The 20,080-nt window shown below is 44.6% G+C and carries 10 protein-coding genes and 4 tRNA genes; 9 read left to right on the top strand and 5 right to left on the bottom strand.

The window, feature by feature from the left end; all coding sequences use genetic code 11:
- Window positions 1-130: 130 nt before the first annotated feature.
- The 7 genes from Q4Q52_RS12325 to Q4Q52_RS12295 all read left to right on the top strand — a co-directional run bounded on the left by Q4Q52_RS12325 (window position 131) and on the right by Q4Q52_RS12295 (window position 13,749).
- Window positions 131-5,392 carry a beta strand repeat-containing protein gene (locus tag Q4Q52_RS12325; RefSeq protein ID WP_409373425.1) on the top strand — a complete coding sequence of 1,754 codons (5,262 nt, stop codon included), beginning with the start codon at window positions 131-133 and terminating at the stop codon, window positions 5,390-5,392.
- 91 nt (window positions 5,393-5,483) lie between these two features.
- On the top strand, window positions 5,484-7,661 hold the full coding sequence (locus tag Q4Q52_RS12320) for a type I secretion system permease/ATPase (protein ID WP_311891869.1): 2,178 nt from the start codon (window positions 5,484-5,486) through the stop codon (window positions 7,659-7,661).
- Window positions 7,658-9,040, top strand: coding sequence for an HlyD family type I secretion periplasmic adaptor subunit (locus tag Q4Q52_RS12315; RefSeq protein WP_106649185.1), 1,383 nt, complete (start codon window positions 7,658-7,660; stop codon window positions 9,038-9,040). Before Q4Q52_RS12320 ends, Q4Q52_RS12315 begins: the two co-directional genes overlap by 4 nt.
- A gap of 27 nt (window positions 9,041-9,067) precedes the next feature.
- Window positions 9,068-10,486, top strand: a complete 1,419-nt coding sequence (locus tag Q4Q52_RS12310; protein WP_311891870.1) for a TolC family outer membrane protein — start codon at window positions 9,068-9,070, stop codon at window positions 10,484-10,486.
- Window positions 10,486-11,094, top strand: a complete 609-nt coding sequence (locus Q4Q52_RS12305; protein WP_311891871.1) for an OmpA family protein — start codon at window positions 10,486-10,488, stop codon at window positions 11,092-11,094. The genes Q4Q52_RS12310 and Q4Q52_RS12305 overlap by 1 nt, the downstream gene beginning before the upstream one ends.
- A gap of 19 nt (window positions 11,095-11,113) precedes the next feature.
- Window positions 11,114-11,821, top strand: coding sequence for a transglutaminase-like cysteine peptidase (locus tag Q4Q52_RS12300; RefSeq protein WP_006083437.1), 708 nt, complete (start codon window positions 11,114-11,116; stop codon window positions 11,819-11,821).
- Window positions 11,822-11,829: 8 nt separating this feature from the next.
- Window positions 11,830-13,749 (top strand): EAL domain-containing protein, encoded by a 1,920-nt coding sequence (locus Q4Q52_RS12295; RefSeq protein ID WP_311990735.1) that lies wholly within the window; start codon window positions 11,830-11,832, stop codon window positions 13,747-13,749.
- 384 nt (window positions 13,750-14,133) lie between these two features.
- Here the strand turns inward: Q4Q52_RS12295 and Q4Q52_RS12290 are convergent.
- The 4 genes from Q4Q52_RS12290 to Q4Q52_RS12275 form a co-directional block, all read right to left on the bottom strand.
- A tRNA-Pro gene (locus Q4Q52_RS12290) sits at window positions 14,134-14,210 on the bottom strand.
- 56 nt (window positions 14,211-14,266) lie between these two features.
- Window positions 14,267-14,343 (bottom strand) — tRNA-Pro (locus tag Q4Q52_RS12285).
- A gap of 35 nt (window positions 14,344-14,378) precedes the next feature.
- Window positions 14,379-14,454, bottom strand: a tRNA-His gene (locus Q4Q52_RS12280).
- Window positions 14,455-14,507: 53 nt separating this feature from the next.
- A tRNA-Arg gene (locus Q4Q52_RS12275) sits at window positions 14,508-14,584 on the bottom strand.
- A gap of 206 nt (window positions 14,585-14,790) precedes the next feature.
- Between Q4Q52_RS12275 and Q4Q52_RS12270 the strand changes: the two genes are divergently transcribed.
- On the top strand, window positions 14,791-17,439 hold the full coding sequence (locus Q4Q52_RS12270; RefSeq protein WP_311990734.1) for a diguanylate cyclase domain-containing protein: 2,649 nt from the start codon (window positions 14,791-14,793) through the stop codon (window positions 17,437-17,439).
- Between the two features lie 47 nt (window positions 17,440-17,486).
- Here the strand turns inward: Q4Q52_RS12270 and rep are convergent, their stop codons facing one another.
- Entirely contained in the window at window positions 17,487-19,499 is a 2,013-nt protein-coding gene (gene rep, locus Q4Q52_RS12265) for a DNA helicase Rep (protein WP_006084415.1), read from the bottom strand.
- 234 nt (window positions 19,500-19,733) lie between these two features.
- On the opposite strand from rep, the gene ubiK reads away from it, so the two are divergent.
- Entirely contained in the window at window positions 19,734-19,988 is a 255-nt protein-coding gene (gene ubiK / locus Q4Q52_RS12260) for a ubiquinone biosynthesis accessory factor UbiK (RefSeq protein WP_011848059.1), read from the top strand.
- Window positions 19,989-20,080: the final 92 nt, after the last annotated feature.

The following is a 20,080-nucleotide window of genomic DNA, read 5'->3' as shown; positions in this document are numbered from 1 at the left end:
AGCCCCAGCAGTCAGCATCAGCATCACCGAAGACACCAACAATGACGGCCTGCTCAGTAGTGCTGAGCTCGACGGACAAGTAAACTACGTCGTTATCCTCGGCGCCGGCACTGCCCTGGGCGATACCTTAGTGATTGTCGATCAAGACGGGAGCGAGCTGTTTAACGGCCCTGTCACCCAAGCCATGCTCGACAGCGGTCTGGCGCTGGCAGTGAATGCCCCTGCGGACGGAGCTACCCTAACCCTAACGGCCACTGTCACCGACCCTGCGGGCAACAGCTATTCCGCCCACGACAGTGTCACGATTGATACCACTGCCCCTAATCCTCCAACAGTATTAATCGTTGATGACGGTATACCTGGTGATGGTGTACTTACTCAATCTGAGATTGGTAGTAATGGTGCTGGTGTTCAGATCGAAGTTAATATTGATGCCACTGAGTTTTTAGCTGGAGGGCATGTTAATTTAACGATCAATAACAGTGCAGTCATAACCTCAATTGAGCTTAAAATAGTCGATGTTGGTAACGGGGTTATCGAACTACAATTTGCTGATGGCACTCCCGCAACAAACTTCAGCTACAGTAATGGCATCATTAGCTGGACAGAGTCAACCCCTGAAGCAGGTCAAGATATTACAATCTATGCGACCCAAACGGATGCGGCGGGCAACACTTCAAGTCAGGGCTCAGATACTGCAACGGTCAATTCAGTACCAACGATAAACGTAATTAATAACGTAATTGTTTCAGAGGAAGGTTTGCCCCTAGGTCTACCTGATAGCACTGGAGATACCGATTCGACTAATAGTCCTGACGCCTCTGGGACAGTAAGCATACAAGATAGTAATAATGATAATCTGACCGTTTCACTTTCTGGCCCATCAGGATTATTATCTGGTGGCCAAGCAATTCAATGGAGTTGGGATCCTGTCACGCAAACTTTAACGGGTTATATTGGTACTGCAGGTGAGGCTTCATATACCGAAATTATGACTGCAACACTGACGCCACCGGTTACTGGTAGTTCAGGAAATTGGACCTATGATGTCACGCTTAAAGGTCCTGTCGATCATCCAGATACTGAGACAGAAGACACCTTGTCAGTCAATATTGGCATCAATGTTAATGATGGCCATGGTGGTACATCAACTGGAAGTTTCAATGTCACCATTGAAGATGATGCTCCAGTCATATCACCAATTGCAGCCGTGCAAACCACAACGACAAGTATTCCTGATTCATTGGTGGGTTCATTCTCACTCACTGGTTACAGCGGCAACAATAATTCATTAGATTTCAATGGATTTACTATCAGTGCAAGAGGATTCACTTCGTCAACTAACTCAAATTTAATTGATGCCGCAATCTTTGGTAGTAGTAGTGGGATAGGTGTTAGTAGCGCTGGTGCTCCTTATCATAATCTCGCGAATGAAGTCGATTTCCGTAAATTTGCAGATGGAAGTTCTGCATCTGAAGAAATCATCATTACTCTCGATCCTGGAACTATTGCCTACGGCGTAAATATCCAGTTTTCCCACATGTTTGGTGGCGAACTAGAAGTCGGTGTCGTCGAGTTTTGGCGAGATGGCCAACTTATCGCAACTCAAACATTTAGCTCAGATGCCAGCAGTGGCGACTATGCCGCCAACTTCCAAGCCTTACAAGGCGGTTTTGACACTATGGTCATCAAAGCCCTTGATAATGGCCAGGGCCCAAGTAGCGGTGATAATAGTGACTTCACTGTTACCGCTATTGAGTTTTTAGGCACAACGACTCCACCAGCAATCGCCTTTGCTTCAGGAACTGTTAGCCCTGATTGGGGCGCAGATGGTAAAGGTTCGCTCACCTTACAAGGTAGTGATGAAACCAATTTATTCACGGCAACAGGCAGTGCAATTACCATAACCCAAACGGCAAATACACTGATTGGGGTCGATGCTGCTGGTCACTTGGTATTCAAACTTGAGTTTACCCCAGGTACAGGTCAATGGGACTTCCATCAATATCAAGAGATGTTACAACCTAGCGATGGTGATATTGATTTCAAAGTAAGAGCCACTGATGGAGATGGCGATCATACAGATGGTACTTTCTCTGTTATTCCACAAGTTTATGTTGATACAACGCCACCTTCTGCACCTGAAGTACGCATCATAGATGATGTAAATGATGACGCGTATTTGACGAGTACTGAGATAGGTAGTAATGGCGTTCAAATACAGGTCAAAATTAATGCTAGTGACTTTAATACTGGCGGCAGTGTACATCTAGAAATCGATAATGCAGGTAATAGCAGTACAGTAGACCTCATTCTTGACAATGGCGTACTGAAATTTAGTAATGGTGCTCTAGCAACAGGTTACACCTATACAAATGGTGTTATTACTTGGACAGAGCCTACTCCGACTGCAGGTCAGGCAATCTCAGTCACCGCAACTCAAACTGATAGTGCTAATAATGAATCAGCTGAAGGCACGGATAATGCTACCGTTATTGATGCGACTGACGATCGCTATACCATCGACGAAGATCAGCAGCTAACGGGTAATGTTCTTACCAATGATCAACTCGGCAATCTGAGCATCACTAGCTTCAGAGTCATGTATAACGGTATGCAAACCAGTTTTAACGCAGGGCAAACCGTTACCTTGGCCGTGGGTAGCTTATTAATACAAGCCAATGGTGAATTCCAGTTTATTCCAAATGATAACTGGGCAGGCGAAATGCCAAGTGTCACCTACACAACAAATACTGGTTCCACAGCAGCACTTGATATCACTGTTTTACCTATAGCAGATAAGCCTGTAGTTAACGTTATTCTGACTGATAATGGCATACCGCTATACAGTAACTTTAAGACTTCAGGTATCACTACCGAACAATTCCGTACGGGCGATTTTACTACCGCACCATTTAATACTGGTACGCGTACTATTGATAATACTTCCGGACAAGATCAGTTGCTCGGTACTGGGGGGAACGATCATCTTGTCAGCGCAAATGGCGGCGGTGATCTACTCTACGGTATGGATGGTGATGACATACTTGTCGGCAGTGATGCCGTTCAAGGTGACTCTCTCTATGGCGGAACGGGAAATGATGTTCTTGTTGCTGGTCTAGGTAATGACGGGCTCTACGGTGATGCAGGAACAGATATCGCCGTACTTCTTGGCAACCGAGCCGACTACATAATAGAGAAAGGCGCAGGCTACTCTAGCAATGATCGTTGGTTCAACTTCTTTGTAACTGAAAATGGCATCGGTGTTACTAAGGCCCTGCATGATGTTGAGTATGTGCAATTCAAGGATGGCATATACGCGATCAATCAAATCACAGGTGAACTCACATTAGAACAGCCTACAGCTGTAGACTATCCAATCGAAATTAATGTGTCACTTGCGGATCGAGACGGTAGCGAAAGCATCGATAGCATTCAGCTCAGTGGTTTACCCGAAGGCACCTTACTCTACAGCAGTAACGGTACCTTAATGGGGACTGCAGATGCAGACGGTAATATTCTTCTAAATCATGGCAGCGTATGGAACAGTGCATCTTTAGATGTCAATCTGACAGGATTAACATTAAGGGTTCCTGGTGAATATGCAGGTCAAGTCAACCTCGTTGTCGAAGCAGTATCAAGAGAGTCAGGTACAGACTTGACCAATACTGCAACAGATGCAGATAGCGTCATTCTTAGCTACTTCAGTGGTCATGAAGGAGAGCCTGGCGATCAAAATCTTAACTTTGGTAATGAGCACAACATTGTGGTCGGCGATTTAGACGGTAGCGTTATTTTGCCAGGTCAAAACTACAATATCGCCTTTATGGTCGATAGTTCTGGCAGTATTGGAAGCACGGCGCTCAATAGCATGACAGCGCAACTTGAACAGGTGTTTACGACACTGAAAAACAGCGCTACCGCTGAAGGCAGCGGCACTGTAAATGTGTTCTTGGTTGACTTTGATGGCATTTCTAAAGGTTGGGTTTCTGTCGATATGAAAGACCCCAATGCCCTGTCGATACTGGAAGATGCATTGGACGACATGCGTTCAGGTGGAAACACCAACTACGAAGATGTATTTAAAACGACCGCCAACTGGTTCTCTGGCATCAGCGGTAACAGTGCCACAAATCTGGCTTACTTTATTACCGATGGCCAAGCTAATGAGTACAACTACAATGAGGGCCAAAACCCTGAGGTTTATAACCCACGCGGAGCAAACAACAGTATTTACCTATCCAGTATCATCCAAAACGGTTATGTATTTGGCAATACATATAGCCAGGATGGACGTACGATCATCAACCAGTACGGTGAAGTATTAAAATGGACCCAAAATAGCAATAATAGTTGGAGCTCAAGTTCAGTTGGCTTTATGCGCCCGGATGGTAATGGAGGTTTCCAATTTGCCAACTTGGGTACAAACGGCACCGGAACGAATGCGAATTCCCAGCAAGGATTTGCTTTCCTATCAACGCTAGGAGTGATTGTTCAGGCCATTGGGATAGGCCCATCACTGGATAGTGAAGATCTTAAGCCATTTGACTCTGACGGTAATGTTCTGACTAACATCAACGCTGAGGATTTAGCAGATGCGATCATTGGTACTCCAATTACCCAACTGCCAGGATCTGATACCATCAACGGTGGTAACGGCGACGATATACTCTTTGGTGATGCCATCAACTTTAACGGTATTAGTGGCCAAGGTTATGTTGCCATCAAAGATTATGTTGCTGATCAGCTAGGGGTAGCCGCAGTTACCGATGCCCAAGTACATAGATATATTACTGAGCATGCATCTGATTTTGACCAATCTGGTGCCAGCGATAAGGCAGATGTTCTTATCGGCGGACAAGGTAATGACATACTTTATGGGCAAGGTGGGAATGATCAGCTTTACGGCGGTAATGGTAATGATCTTATATTTGGTGGTGCTGGTAACGATACTATTATTGGTGGCCTAGGAAACGATAAACTAACGGGAGGGACTGGCTCTGATACTTTCGTCTGGCAGGCTGGCGAGTCAGGAACAGACCATATCACTGACTTTAATATCCATGAAGATAAATTGGATTTACGCGATCTACTTCAAGGTGAAAATACCAACACGCTAGACAGCTATTTGAATTTCAGCCTTAACAGTAGTGGCTCTACAGTGATCGATATTGATGCCAATCAAGACGGTGTCTTTGAACAACATATCATCCTTGATGGTGTTAATTTGTTCGACGAATATGGTAGCACTAACGATGCTGGTATAATTAATGGCTTATTGGGTAGTAATAATGATGGTCCGCTAATCATTGACTCTCAGCCTGTCACACCAGAACCTGTACAAGGAATCGCGCCACTGGATACTAATCCACACCATAATATCATTCCTTAAATAAAATCAGTTCAGATGGCCTATAGAAATATAGGCCATCATGACCGATACTTGCCATAACCATATAAAAATCCAAAGGATAAGTAATTAGGTGTCAGCTGCAGCTTCTGAAAAAATTGACCAATGGACCATTTCAGCCTCGCAAAGAGTCTTAGTGGATCCGCTGCTGGATTGTTTAGTGTTACTCACTGAGCATTTTGGCAACCCATGCTCATGCGACTCGCTTGCGGCAGGTTTACCTTTGTCAGGTGCGGTATTAACACCCGATTTATTACCTCAGGCCGCGTCGAGGGCCGGCCTAGCGGCGAAGTTATCTCGAAAAGGCTTAAACGAAGTATCACCGATATTGCTTCCCTGTATTTTGTTATTAAAAGACAAGAAAGCCTGCATATTGCGTGAACTTGATGTTGAGTCAGATAAAGCGATTATTCAATTACCCGAGACAGGTGGTGAAGAGACGCTAACCATTGAGTCGCTCGAAGCCTTATATGTGGGATATTTATTCTTAGTTAAACAAGAATATCGTGGTGACATGGGCTTTGATGTTTATCTGCATGATAATAAAACCCACTGGCTAGTCCAAACTTTAAAAGATTCTGCCCCCATTTATCGTGATGCATTAATTGCTTCTGTATTAGTGAATTTGTTCGCCTTAGTCTCACCGTTATTTATTATGAACGTGTATGACAAAGTCGTGCCCAACCTTGCCTTTGAGTCCCTGTGGGTGTTAGCGATTGGTGCTTCTATTGCGTATCTGTTTGATCTTGTCATGCGCCAACTCAGAAGCTACCTGATTGATGTAGCAGGTAAAAAAGTAGACATCATAGTGTCTTCTCGCCTATTCGCTAAAGCGATTGGTATCCCCTTAGAAAAACGTTCCCCCAGTATTGGCGGTATGGCAAAACAATTAGGCGAATTCGATAACATCCGTGAAATTTTAACCTCGGCGACGATCACAACCTTAGTCGATCTGCCCTTTGCATTATTTTTCCTAATTATTATTTATATCGTTGCCGGCGATCTCGCCATTGTTCCAGTGATCGGTGGCGCCATCATTATTGGCTTTACACTTTATATCCAACCTAAACTCAAAGCCGCTATCGAAGAAGGCAATAAATTTTCAAGCTTGAAACATGGGCATTTAATCGAGAGTTTATCGGCACTAGAGTCAATCAAAGCCAATGGTGCCGAAGGGATAGTACAAAAAAGCTGGCAACAGATGATAGGCCACAGTGCCAACTGGCAATTGAGGTCAAAAAAGCTCTCCAACTCTGTCTCGAACGTGGCTAACTTCACAGTGCAATTTACCGTTGTTTGCGTCGTCATTTTAGGTGTTTATCGCGTGGCCGATAATGCAATTTCTATGGGCGGAATTATTGCGGCCGTTATGTTATCGAGCCGAGCTATTTCACCTATGGCACAACTTGCAGGCCTGATGACCAGAGCAAACCACACTGCCAGCGCACTGCGTCAGCTTAATGAAATCATGACTCAAGAAGATGAATTTGAAAATAAAGGGCATTTGGTTAGCAAACAAAGGCTAATAGGTAAAATCAATGCTGATCATGTCGGCTTTGCTTACCCTGGTTCAGAAAAACCAGTACTCCATCCAATGTCACTGACCATAAATCCCGGCGAGCGTATTGCAATTATCGGCCGTAATGGTTCAGGTAAAAGTACCCTTGCCAAGTTATTGGTTGGGTTATTTCAACCGACAGCAGGAAGCCTGCGTTATGACGGTTTAGACTCAGCACAGATCCATCCGAGTGATTTACGCCGTAATTTTGGTTATTTGCCCCAAGATGTGACCCTTTTCCACGGTTCGATTCGGGACAATATTTTATTTGGTACACGCCAAGTCACTGAGCACCAATTAATCCGTGCCGTACAGCTTTCTGGAGTGAGTCAATTTACCAACCTAGAAGCAGAGGGGTTAGACCAACAAGTCGGCGAAGGCGGCATGTCGCTCAGTCGCGGACAAAGACAAACCGTTGCCCTTGCTCGTGCCACACTCAATGACCCTCCAGTGCTATTGATGGATGAGCCCACCGCCAGCTTGGATGCGCGCGCGGAACAACAATTTATTCGCTCAATGCAGAATGTCAGCAAAGACAGAACCTTAATTCTTATTACCCATAAGATGCATCTGCTGCAGCTCGTCGATCGCATTATCGTACTCGAACGCGGCCATGTGGTCGCTGATGGTCCCAAGGCAGAAGTGTTAGAAAAACTCAATTTTGGCCTCGTGAATGGAGAAGCTAAAAGATGAGTAAAAATCTAACCGCGAATGACTTAGACATGGTTGATGATGTCTACGGCGCCATGATGACTGACGCCCCTAGCGGGCACAGATTAATCATATGGGCACTTGCAGCTATGGTTGTGTGTTTTTTACTGTGGGCAGGGTTTGCTAAATTAGACAAGGTCACCACTGGTTCGGGGAAAGTCATCCCCTCATCACAAGTCCAAGTCATCCAGAGTTTAGATGGCGGCATCATGCAAGAGCTATATGTACAAGAAGGTGAAATGGTAACGAAAGGCCAACCTTTAGTACGTATTGATGATACCCGCTTCCGCTCTGATTTTGCTCAGCAAGAGCAAGAGGTTTTGGGCTTAAAAACCAATGCTATTCGTATGCGCGCGGAACTCGATAGCATTCTCATATCAGACATGACATCAGACTGGCGCGAGCAAGTGCTCGTTACTAAAAAAGCCTTGGTATTTCCTGAGAGCATCATTACCGCGGAACCTGCCTTAGTTAAAAGGCAGCAAGAAGAATACAACGGACGGTTAGATAATTTAAGTAACCAACTTGAAATCTTGGTCCGTCAAATTCAACAAAGACAACAAGAAATTGATGATCTTGCGTCTAAAACAACGACATTAACCACCAGTATGCAGCTGATCTCCCGTGAGCTTGAGCTCACTCGGCCGTTAGCTAAAAAAGGTATCGTTCCTGAAGTTGAACTACTCAAACTTGAACGTACTGTGAACGATTTGCAAGGCGAATTGAATTCAATGCGCCTACTGCGCCCTAAAGTCAAGGCGGCGATGGATGAAGCCATCTTAAAACGCCGTGAAGCTGTATTCGTCTATGCCGCCGATCTACGCGCACAGCTTAATGAAACCCAAACCCGCCTGTCTCGCATGAATGAAGCACAAGTGGGTGCACAGGATAAAGTCAGCAAAGCGATTATCACCTCCCCAGTTAATGGCACCATTAAAACCACTCATATCAATACACTCGGCGGCGTTGTGCAACCAGGTGTCGATATTATCGAAATAGTGCCATCGGAAGATCAGCTACTGATTGAAACTAAAATCTTGCCTAAAGACATCGCCTTCTTACACCCAGGATTGCCGGCAGTGGTAAAGATTACCGCCTATGATTTTACCCGCTATGGTGGTCTTAAAGGAACCGTTGAGCACATCAGCGCTGATACGTCTCAAGATGAAGAAGGTAATAGTTTTTACCTCATTAGAGTCAGAACCGCAGAATCCAGTTTAACCAAAAACGATGGCACACAGATGCCAATTATTCCGGGAATGTTGACTTCGGTTGACGTTATCACGGGGCAAAGATCCATACTTGAGTACATTTTAAATCCAATTTTAAGGGCTAAGGACACAGCGCTCAGAGAGCACTAAGCCTTTTTATAAACCGGGAGGTTGGTCATGAAGACTTCAGCAAAACGACAATTTCAATGTTCAAAGATAGCCATAGTGCTGTCATTAATTCTGTTACCTTTATCGGCTCAAAGCCAGACGTTAGAGCAAGCCGTTGCACATACGCTTGATACGAACCCTGATTTACGTGTTGCCTTCAACCGCTTTAAAGCGCGCGAAGAACAAGTTAATCAAGCAATAGCAGGTTATATGCCGACGATTGATGTCAGTGGCGGCTACGGCTACGAACAAACTGACAGCGTGTCGACTCGTAGACGACCAAATGTCGGTGATGTCGATAGCAAAGGAGTTGCGGAATTAAACCGCGGAGAGTTTGGTGTTAGCCTAAAACAAATGCTCTTCGATGGTTTCTATACTAGCAGTGAAGTTGATCGTTATAGCTTTGAAGCCAGTGCAGACCAATGGGCGCTGCTTGCTGCAGCTGAAGATATGGCGCTCGATGTCACTAAGGTATACCTCAACTATTTGCGCACTGATGAAGTGCTGAAATTAGCAGAGAAAAACCTTAACAGCCATAAAGAAATTTATGACCAAATCAAGCAACGTACCGATTCAGGTTTAGGTTCAATCGCAGACCTATCCCAAATCACGGGACGCTTAGCGCGGGCTAATGCCAACGTGATTTCTGCTCGCAACAATTTACTTGATGCAAAAGCGCAGTACATCAGAATTGTAGAGTCGGCACCAGCAGACTTAATCTTACCTGTGCCCGATGCAGAGATGCTGCCAAAAGATCTAAGCTCTGGCATTATCGCAGCACAGGAGAATCACCCCATACTCAAATCTGCAGCAAATGATATTAGTGCCGCCGAGAATGAACGTTCATCAGTACAGTCTAATTACTACCCTCAAGTTTCTTTGGAGCTGAACGGTAATTGGAATAATGATGTCGGCGGCGAAGATGGTATCTCTGGCGCTGGCGCATTCCGTAGTGATGTGGGTGGCTATAGCAATGATTTAATGGCCATGGTTCGAGTAAAATATAACTTATTCTCGGGTGGTAAAGATCTCGCCCGTGAGAAAGAAACAGCATACAAACTTGGTGAAGCCAAAGAAATCCGTCAACGCGCTCAGCGCGAAGTCGTTGAAGGCGTGAATTTGGCTTGGAACGCATTTGAATTACTGGCACCTCAAAAGCAATACATCCGAGACCATGTTATAGCCGCAAAGGATACCCAATCTGCCTATGCCCAACAGTTCAATTTAGGCCAACGCAGTCTTCTCGACTTATTGGATACCGAAAATGAACTCTTCGAGGCGCGTAAAGACTATTTACAGGCAGAGTATGATGAAATCATTGCTAAGTATCGCGTACTCAATTCTACCGGACGCTTATTAGACTCTCTCAGAGTCACTAGGCCCGATGCATGGCGTGGAGAGCGCAACTATGTAGGAGGAGCTAACTAATGAAAACTATCACATTTTTTCTCAGTGTCATTCTTTTAGCTGGTTGTTCAATGCGCGATACAGTTAATATTGACGAAATGACCACAACTCAAGCCTATGATCTATCAGATAAAGATAGAGATGGGGTCATTGAGGCCCGTGAACGCTGTAATGATACCGCTCAAGGCGCCGGCATTGACAACTATGGCTGTGGCAAAATCAAAGCGATTAATGAGCGTAAAGAGTTAAGCATTTTATTCCCAAATGATTCTGCTTATATTGCACCAGAGTACTATCCTCAAATTGAGGAGGTTGCAGTATTTTTACAACAATTCCCAACGACTAAAGTGACTATTGAAGGGCACACTAGTCGTACAGGAACTGATGAACGCAACTTAGTATTATCGCAAGAACGTGCCGATGCAGTGACAGCTGTGCTAGCCGAACGCTTCAGCATAGATAGAAGTCGATTAACAGCTATTGGATATGGCCCTAGCCGCCCAGTGGTGTTAGAGCGTACTCCTGAAGCTGAAATTCGTAACCGTCGTGTCGTGGCAGAAGTCACAGGTGATGATACGGCAACAGACATGAAATGGACGATTTACTCGGTCGATGACAACACACAATAAAGGACTCACACATTAGGTTATGAACGGCAGACTTGGTTATAAACATTCATTATTGCGAGTCTGCCGCTTTAGCCTCATAGCGTCAGCCTTAGGCATATGCTGCCTATATGCTGCCCCCACACAAAACCTTGATGAAGGGAAGATCACTTCAACCCTTGAAAAACATTATGGTGAGCGTGCGGGGATGCGAGCTAGGGCTTGGTTCAAAGTTTTATCGGAAGCAAGTACGCTAGATGAAAAAGAAAAGCTATTGAAAGTAAATAACTTTTTCAACTTATTCCGCTTTATTGATGACAGTAAATTATGGGGTGAGTCAAATTATTGGGCAACGCCGATGGAGTTTATTGGCGTGAATGGTGGTGACTGCGAAGATTTTTCGATCGCTAAATACTTCACCTTGCTCCAACTTGGCGTGCAAGAGGACAAGATGCGGATCACTATGGTTAAAGCGACTACGGTGAATCAATACCACATGGTATTGGCTTACTATGAGACACCAGCATCGATCCCCTTAGTTCTCGATAATCTTGATCATGAAATAAAGCCCGCCACCAAAAGAAAAGATCTACTACCTGTTTATAGCTTTAACGGTAAACAGTTATGGCTCAATAAAGAGCAAGGTCGAGGTGTACTAGCGGGTTCGTCAACACGGCTAGAAAAATGGAACGATCTTAACCATAGATTAGGTGTTGACCGCCTTAGACAACCAAAATTAAAACTGGAGTAGCACCAAAAATGACACTGTTTAGACAGATTTATTCGCTGCTTTTTAGCCTATTTTTGCTCGTAGTTGCAAGCCTTGGCTATGTGCAATTTACTGAGACTCAAAGCTTTTTAACCAAGCAAATGGAGTCAGATCTAAACAATGCCAGCACTTCACTTGGTCTAATGCTTACTCCAGCACTTCAAGCTGGCGATACCGCAGCTGCAGAAACCTTAGTGAATGTCATCTTTGAAGGCGGCTATTATCAAAATGTAAAACTGACATGGATGGTCGATGGTAAGCAACAAGAGTGGAATAATCCTTTAAGAATTGAAGATGTACCTCAATGGTTTATTAATTTGAATCTATTTAAAACCATCAAAAAACAAAGCACTATCACTTCTGGCTGGTTACAACTCGCGCAACTTGAAATCACCGCTCATCCAGGATTTGGTTATCATGAGCTGTGGCGAATCATGTCCAATACGATCATTGCCTTCTCTTTGCTTTTCCTCGTTGCCATTTTTACCGCAAGAATTGGTCTAACGTGGATATTAAAACCGTTACATACTCTATCGGAACACGCGAAAAGTATTGCGGCACGTCAATTCGGCCCGGACATGGCCTTACCTAAAACCACGGAATTAAAAGACTTAGTAACCGCATTTAACAGTATGTCAGCGCAGTTAAAACAAGTATTCCATTCCCTCGATGAAGAAGTCGGCGCATTACGTAAAAAGAACCTTGTCGATCCTGCGTCAGGCCTGCCGAACCGCCAATATGTGGTGAGTCGTTTAAATGGTTGGTTGAGTGAACCTAGCAGTGGCGCGTTATTCCTCGCTAAACTCGACTGGCTCGAAGAAGTGCACAGTAAATATGGCTATCAAGTCCGAGATGAAACCATACGAATTTTGGCTGAAAAGTTTCAGCTGCAGTTAAACGAAATCACACCGTCTGTTATAGGCCGCATTGCCGCCTATGAATTTGCATTTTTAGTGACGGATGTTGAACACGATCAAATCAGCAGATATTTACAAACGCTTATCCGCACCATCAACCAAGAAATGTCGAAGGCGGGCTGTAAGCCTAATGAAGACTTTGCGATTGGTATTGCGGAGCGTATTGGGCAAATGAATGTGTCGGATATTTTGGCCCAAGCCGACAACGCCCTTCAAAAAGCGTTACAAGAAAATAAAACTTTCCATTGGTTTGAAACCACAGAGCAGCAATTATTCACCCGTGAACAGTGGCGGGATAACCTTAGCCATGCCATCAGTAATAAGAAGTTTAAGTTTAGATGGCAACCAATCCAGTTTTGCGATGGCGATGGCATAGCGCAACGGGAATTATATTGCCAATTAGAGCTCGGCGATCAACTCGCCCATGCAGGGCAATTTATGCCTTATATCGAGCTCTTATCTCTCGGTGCCCTGCTCGATAAATGTTTGATTGAAACTGTCTACGAGCAGAAACTATTAGAGCGTAGCTATGAACCGCTCGCGATTAACTTAACCCACCAAAGTATTAACGATCCGCAATTCCATGAGTGGCTCAATCACTTCTTACGCAATGCCGCATTTATTGAGCGGATCTGCTTCGAAATCCCTGAAGCGGGCGTCTATAGCGATCTTAAGTCGTGTCAGCACTTATGTAACATCATTCGTGATAATGGTGCTAAGTTCGGCATTGACCACTTTGGCCGTCAGTTTGGCTCTATGTCTTATCTACAGGAATTAAGACCTAGCTATGTGAAACTCGATCAATCCTTCGCCTACTATGATGAGACCCACCACAATAGTGAACTGTGCCGCGCGCTAATCAACGTAGCGAAAGGATTAGATATTCAAGTCATAGTGACGGGTATTCAAGAACAAGCTCAGCTAGAGCGCTTTAACGAGCTTAGAACAGATGCCTATCAGGGCTTTATCGCCCCTCCGGTGAATCTTGATTAAGCCAAATTAAGAAGTGATATTAAAAGTAAAAAGCTCCGTAAGGAGCTTTTTACTTTTCTAACGACAGAATGGCTATATCGATACCGTTGCACATCTGTATTGCCTACTTAGAGTTTAAGCAAACGCATAAACAATTTCTATATGAAGCTACATTACACAAATACAAAAAAGTCCCTGTGTATTGATTAAGAATGCTGAGACGTTTCGACTTATCTGTTCGATGCGTTGAATTTGGTCGATACGTTGAAAGCGCGAGGATTCGACCTCTGCTTTCTGGCAATAAGGCTTCTAATGCCAATCAAGACAAGTCAATCAAGACAAGCAAACCGTAGATGCAAAAAAGCCTCAGTTATTCACTAGGAATGCTGAGGCTTTTTCACTAATTGGTCGGTGATAGAGGATTCGAACCTCTGACCCTCTGGTCCCAAACCAGATGCGCTACCGGACTGCGCTAATCACCGTAAATATTTCACTATTTACTTAACTTACATTAAGCTCGCTAGCTAAGCGAAGAATGTGGTCGGTGATAGAGGATTCGAACCTCTGACCCTCTGGTCCCAAACCAGATGCGCTACCGGACTGCGCTAATCACCGAGAATATCAATAATCTTTATATAAAATAAATGAAATGGGGTGACTGATGGGGCTCGAACCCACGACAACCGGAATCACAATCCGGGACTCTACCAACTGAGCTACAATCACCACTGACTTTCACTTATCTTGTTAACCTAAAAGCTCACAACTCTGTTCGGAATTGGTGCGCCCAAAAGGATTCGAACCTTCGGCCTCACCCTCCGGAGGGGTGCGCTCTATCCAGCTGAGCTATGGGCGCTCGCCTTGGTTAGCGCCGCATATACTAGGGTCAAATCCCCTTTGAGTCTATAGCTGTTTTGCACTTTTTTTACTGACTGCTCAAGTTTTATCACATTAGCTGACTTTTAAAGCAAAATGCAGCCAAAATATGACTTGGATGTTACAGTATTTCATGCTAATTATAGTGTTTGGTAAATGCAACCCTATATTTAACTAGTGAGTATCATGTTTAAGGATGAAGATGAAACTGGCCAGCCTCGTATAAATGAAGCTGAACGCTTACGCAAAAAAATTATTCGCTTAAAACAATTAGCGCATAAGTATAAGCATGCTGAGATCATTCAAAACGCATTACTCGAAATATCCAATATTGCGACCCATGCTTCTTCACTCGAAGAATTCTATGTCGGCGTGCATAGCCACCTAAAACAACTCATCCCCGCTGATAATTTTTTTATTTCAACCCTTGATATCAGCACTGGCGAGCTTGCTATCCCTTTTTTCGCCGACGAAAAAGACGCGCATCCTGCAGAGCTTTATCCAGAACAATCATTATCAACATTATTACAACAGGGATTAACAGGCTACGTTCTTAGAACGGGTAAGGCTTTGTTATGTGATAATGACAAAGTCAATGAACTCATTGCCGCAGAGGAAATCGTTAACTTAGGTTCTCCCTGCCATTTATGGCTTGGCGTGCCCATTAAACACGATGACATAGTAACCGGAGTGTTAGTCGTACAAACCTACGACACAAATGTCAGCTATGGGGAAATCGAACTCGAGTTGATGACCTTCATTTGTCACCATATTTCAGGAGTGATGGAACGGCTCAAGCATCAAGAGCAATTAGAACAAGCCATTCAACAAAGAACCAGAGAACTCAGCCAAGCCTATGATAAATTAAAACTAGAAGTCTATGAAAGACGCAGAGCCGAGCGCTTACAAAAATCACTGTTCGAAATTGCCGAACTAGCCAGTTCCAGTGCCGACAACCCAGACTTTTATGCCCAGTTACATAATGTCATTCGACATCTTATTCCTGCCAACAATTGCTACATTGCGCTTTTGGATGACACAGAAACACATCTCACGTTTCCCTTTTATGTCTCGCAATTAGCCAATAAGCACCCAGGAACTCGGCCGCTACAGGATGGCTTAACCGAATATGTGCTCAAACATAAGCGGCCACTGCTGTTAGATCAAAATAGTATCAATGCGTTAATCGCCTCTGGTGAGCTGTATTCCCAAGCACCAGAATTAAATCATACTCAGACTATGCATCAATGGATTGGTATTCCTCTCTTTATCCATGATCAAGTACGTGGTGCCTTGACGATTTACAGTTTTAGCATGACGCAGAATTACCAGGTCAAAGATTTAGAATTACTGACATTTGTCTCGCAACACATTGGTTCTGCTATTGAGAAGAAACTGTCCGCTGAGTCCTTGCAGCGCAGTTATGAAGAGCTAGAAGAAAAAGTCATCGACCGTACGAAAGCGTTAGCCGAACTCAATCAAAACCTTGAGAAAGAAATTCAACAACGTCGCAGTATGGAAGCTAAGCTAGTTCACGATGCTAAGCACGATGCGCTCACAGGCTTGCCTAACCGCGCTATGTTTATGGAGCGCTTATCTCACGCGATTAAGCACGTCCGTCGCCACAGCTTAGAACAATTTGCCCTACTCTTTATCGATCTCGACCGCTTCAAACAGATTAACGACACTATGGGACATTTAGAAGGCGATAAATTCTTAATTGAGACCGCAAGCCGCCTCAAGTCCTGCATTCGTGATAACGACACCTTAGCGCGCCTAGGTGGCGATGAATTCGTTATCTTGCTCGATAGTATTAACAACATTAACGATGCAAAAGATGTATCAGAAAGAGTGATCCAAAAAATATCCCAACCCTATCGACTCGGCACCATGGAATTTAACTCTGGCGCCAGTATCGGGATCACTATCAGTGGTAAACATAGGGTCGATACCAGTGAATCTATGTTACGTAATGCAGATACTGCCATGTATCAGGCAAAAGCCAACGGTAAGGGCTGCTATGTTATTTTTGATGATAACGCCCAACATCAAGCTATACAGGATGTCGAGTTAGAAAATGAATTTCGGCATGCATTACACCATGCCGAAATCGAACTCAGTTATTTACCTGTCGTCGATTTTAACACTGGTCAAGTGCATGCATTAGAAAGCCGTCTGTTCTGGCAACACCCACTACGTGGACTTTTACAACAAGAACAACTCAGTGCACTTGCTGAACAATCACATCTTACCGTTGAACTCGATAAATATACGATAAGCGTCATAGATCGCACTTATGCTGAACTGCTTAAGCAACATGATGAATCGATTGAATTACATGTGATGCTTTCAAGCCAACATCTTAAGCATAAGCACGTACTACGTAGTTTGAAAAATACTCTCAAGCAAACCCAGTTAAACCTAGGCCATTTATGGTTATTCTTTAATGAAAAAGCCCTAGTGCAAGAAACTGAAAATCATATCAATGGCTTTGAATTGTTGCAGAAACTCGGAGTAAAACTCGGGATAAGCCATTATGGTAGCGGCTATAGCGCATTAAATAGCTTATTGTTTTTGCCGATTAAAGGCTTAAAGCTCGACGCCAATCTCACCAAACAGATACAAGCAGAGCAGCAGCTTAAGTTAATGTCCGCTTATCAAAAAACGGCATCAACCTTAGAACTGCAAACCTTTGTCGATGGCATTGATTGCCCTGAACAAAAACGTATCTTCAGTGAACTGGGTTATCAGCTGGGTCAGGGGGTTGCTTTAGCCGACACTTTTACCTTAAGTGACACCCAATCACAGATCTGTACTCAGCTCGAATATGCCTAGATAAAACCCGAGCGATTGACTTTAAATAACAGTAAGCAAAACGCTCGTTATTTTTTAAACATATCCCTTAAGCTAGAAATGTTGGCTCGCCCAGTCTGCATCCGCTCCTGCTCCGTTTGCTGTGGTTTACGATTCTCCCACACCACATCATCTTGAGGTAACTCAAGCAAGAAACGGCTCGGCTCACAACGCATGGTTTCACCAAATTGACGTCTTTCACGGCAGAGGGTAAACCACAGTTCTCGCTGGGCCCGAGTGATGCCCACGTAGGCTAAGCGACGCTCTTCATCGACATTGTCTTCATCTATGCTAGTTTGATGAGGCAAGATCCGCTCCTCCACTCCCACCATAAACACAAACGGGAACTCTAAGCCCTTAGAAGCATGCAAGGTCATCAACTGCACCTGATCGCCGCCTTCGTCCTCACTATTGCGCTCCATCATGTCTCTGAGCGTCAGTCGAGTCACGACCTCAGGCAAGGTCATTGGCTCATCTAATTCATCACCTGCGAGCATCTCAGTTACCCAACGGTATAGCTCTGAGATATTCTTCATCCGCATTTCAGCGGCTTTTGCACTAGTGCTGGTTTCGTATAGATAATCTTCATAATTGATCTTACGGATCAAATGCTTCACAGCCTCGACAGGTTCACCACGCTCTGCATGATCCCCTGTCTCGACAATGAAACGACCGAATTGATACAGGGATGACATGGCCGCCGGCGGCAAATGATGATTGAGTTCAGGCTCAAAAATCGCCGCAAACATAGAAATATGCTTCTCATTAGCGAAATTACCTAAGCGCTCTAAAGTCGATGGGCCTATGCCACGTTTAGGCAAGTTAACGATGCGCAGAAAAGCATTATCATCATCGGGATTCACCACCAGCTTTAGATAGCCCATGATGTCTTTGATTTCAGCACGGGCGAAGAATGACGTGCCACCACTCAATTTGTAAGGAATACGGTTCGTCATCAGCGCGCGCTCGAGTAACCGCGATTGATGGTTGCCGCGATACAGAATCGCATAGTCGCCAAACTGAGTACGGCCAACAAACTTGTGTCGCACAATTTCCGCGACCACACGTTCTGCCTCTTGCTCCTCGTTGGCGGCAAATAGCACCCGCAGCGGCTCCCCATAGGCAAGCTCACTAAAGAGCGCTTTATCGTAAACATGGGGATTGTTCGCGATAAGAATGTTGGCAGCCCGCAGGATCCGTTGACTAGAACGGTAATTCTGCTCGAGCTTAATTAACTTAAGCTGCGGAAAATCCGTACCCAATAACACTAAGTTTTGTGGTTTAGCACCGCGCCATGAATAGATGGACTGATCGTCGTCACCCACTACGGTAAAGCGCGCCCGATCACCCACTAACAGCTTTACCATTTCATATTGGCTGGTATTGGTATCTTGATATTCATCCACCAGCAAGTATTGGATCTTGGTTTGCCAGCGGGTACGCACTTCTTCATGATGCCGCAACAATAAGGTTGGCATCAGAATCAAATCGTCAAAATCTAAAGCGTTATAGGCTTTCATGTGCTGGGCATAACGCTGATACAACATAGCAAATAAGTGCTGTTGCTCATCTTTAGCAATTTTGCGTGCGTGCTCAGGAATAATCAAGCCGCCCTTCCAGTTTGAAATCGTACTGGCGAGCGCTTTAAGTAAATCTTTATCCTCATCTAACTCGTCTTGGGTTAACTCTTTGAGCAGTGCCAAGGTATCTTGATCATCAAACAGCGAAAAACCTGGCTTTAAGCCTAAGACCTTATGCTCTCGTTTAATGATTTCAAGCCCTAAGGTGTGGAAGGTTGAAATCCACAGGCCTCTGGCCTCTTTGCGTCCCATGGACTGAGCGACCCGCTCTTTCATCTCACGGGCAGCCTTGTTGGTGAAGGTCACCGCCGCAATATTGCGCGCCTTATAGCCGCACTTTTCGACCAAGTAACCGATTTTATTGATAATTACGCGCGTCTTACCACTGCCCGCACCCGCCAATACTAGGCAAGGGCCTGAAACATAATGAACAGCATCGTTTTGGGCGGGATTGAGTTTCATCTTTGCGCAATATCCAAACAAGTCGACAGAAAGGGATGGGATAATAGCAGAATCGGCGGTTTTAAGGCTAACAAATCCCCGCTTGGGCTGAGCAGAACTCAACCCAATAGACATGCTTGGCCGTGATATAAGCCTCAACAACGACTCACTACAGCCAGAGCGCGTTAGCTTTACTTTTGAAACCTAACGCACTGAGTTACAATCGAGCTATTCAGTGAAGAGGCGGACAAGATTATGATCAATCCAAAGAAAATCGAAGAAATGGCGAAACAGCTGAGCGAAAGTTTGCCCAGCGGTCTGAAGCAATTTGCCGGTGAATTTGAAGAGCGCAGCAAACAAGTTCTGCAAAATCAATTACTCAAGTTGGATATGGTTTCCCGTGAAGAATTTGATGTGCAGCAACATGTGCTACTGAAAACCCGCGAAAAGTTAGAAGCGCTGCAAGCTCAAGTCAATGAGTTAGAAAAAAAGCTCAACGCTACGGGCTAACTTACGTTACGCATATTGAATAAAGCACGGTGAGCGAAAGCGCAGCTGTGCTTTTTTGTTTTTAACGCTTCGAGCAGCGCGTCACTTGGGGA

It is taken from the genome of Shewanella sp. SP1S2-4 (assembly GCF_031932075.1).
Taxonomy (GTDB): Bacteria; Pseudomonadota; Gammaproteobacteria; order Enterobacterales; family Shewanellaceae; genus Shewanella; species Shewanella baltica.
This window is presented reverse-complemented; position numbering and strand designations above follow the sequence as displayed.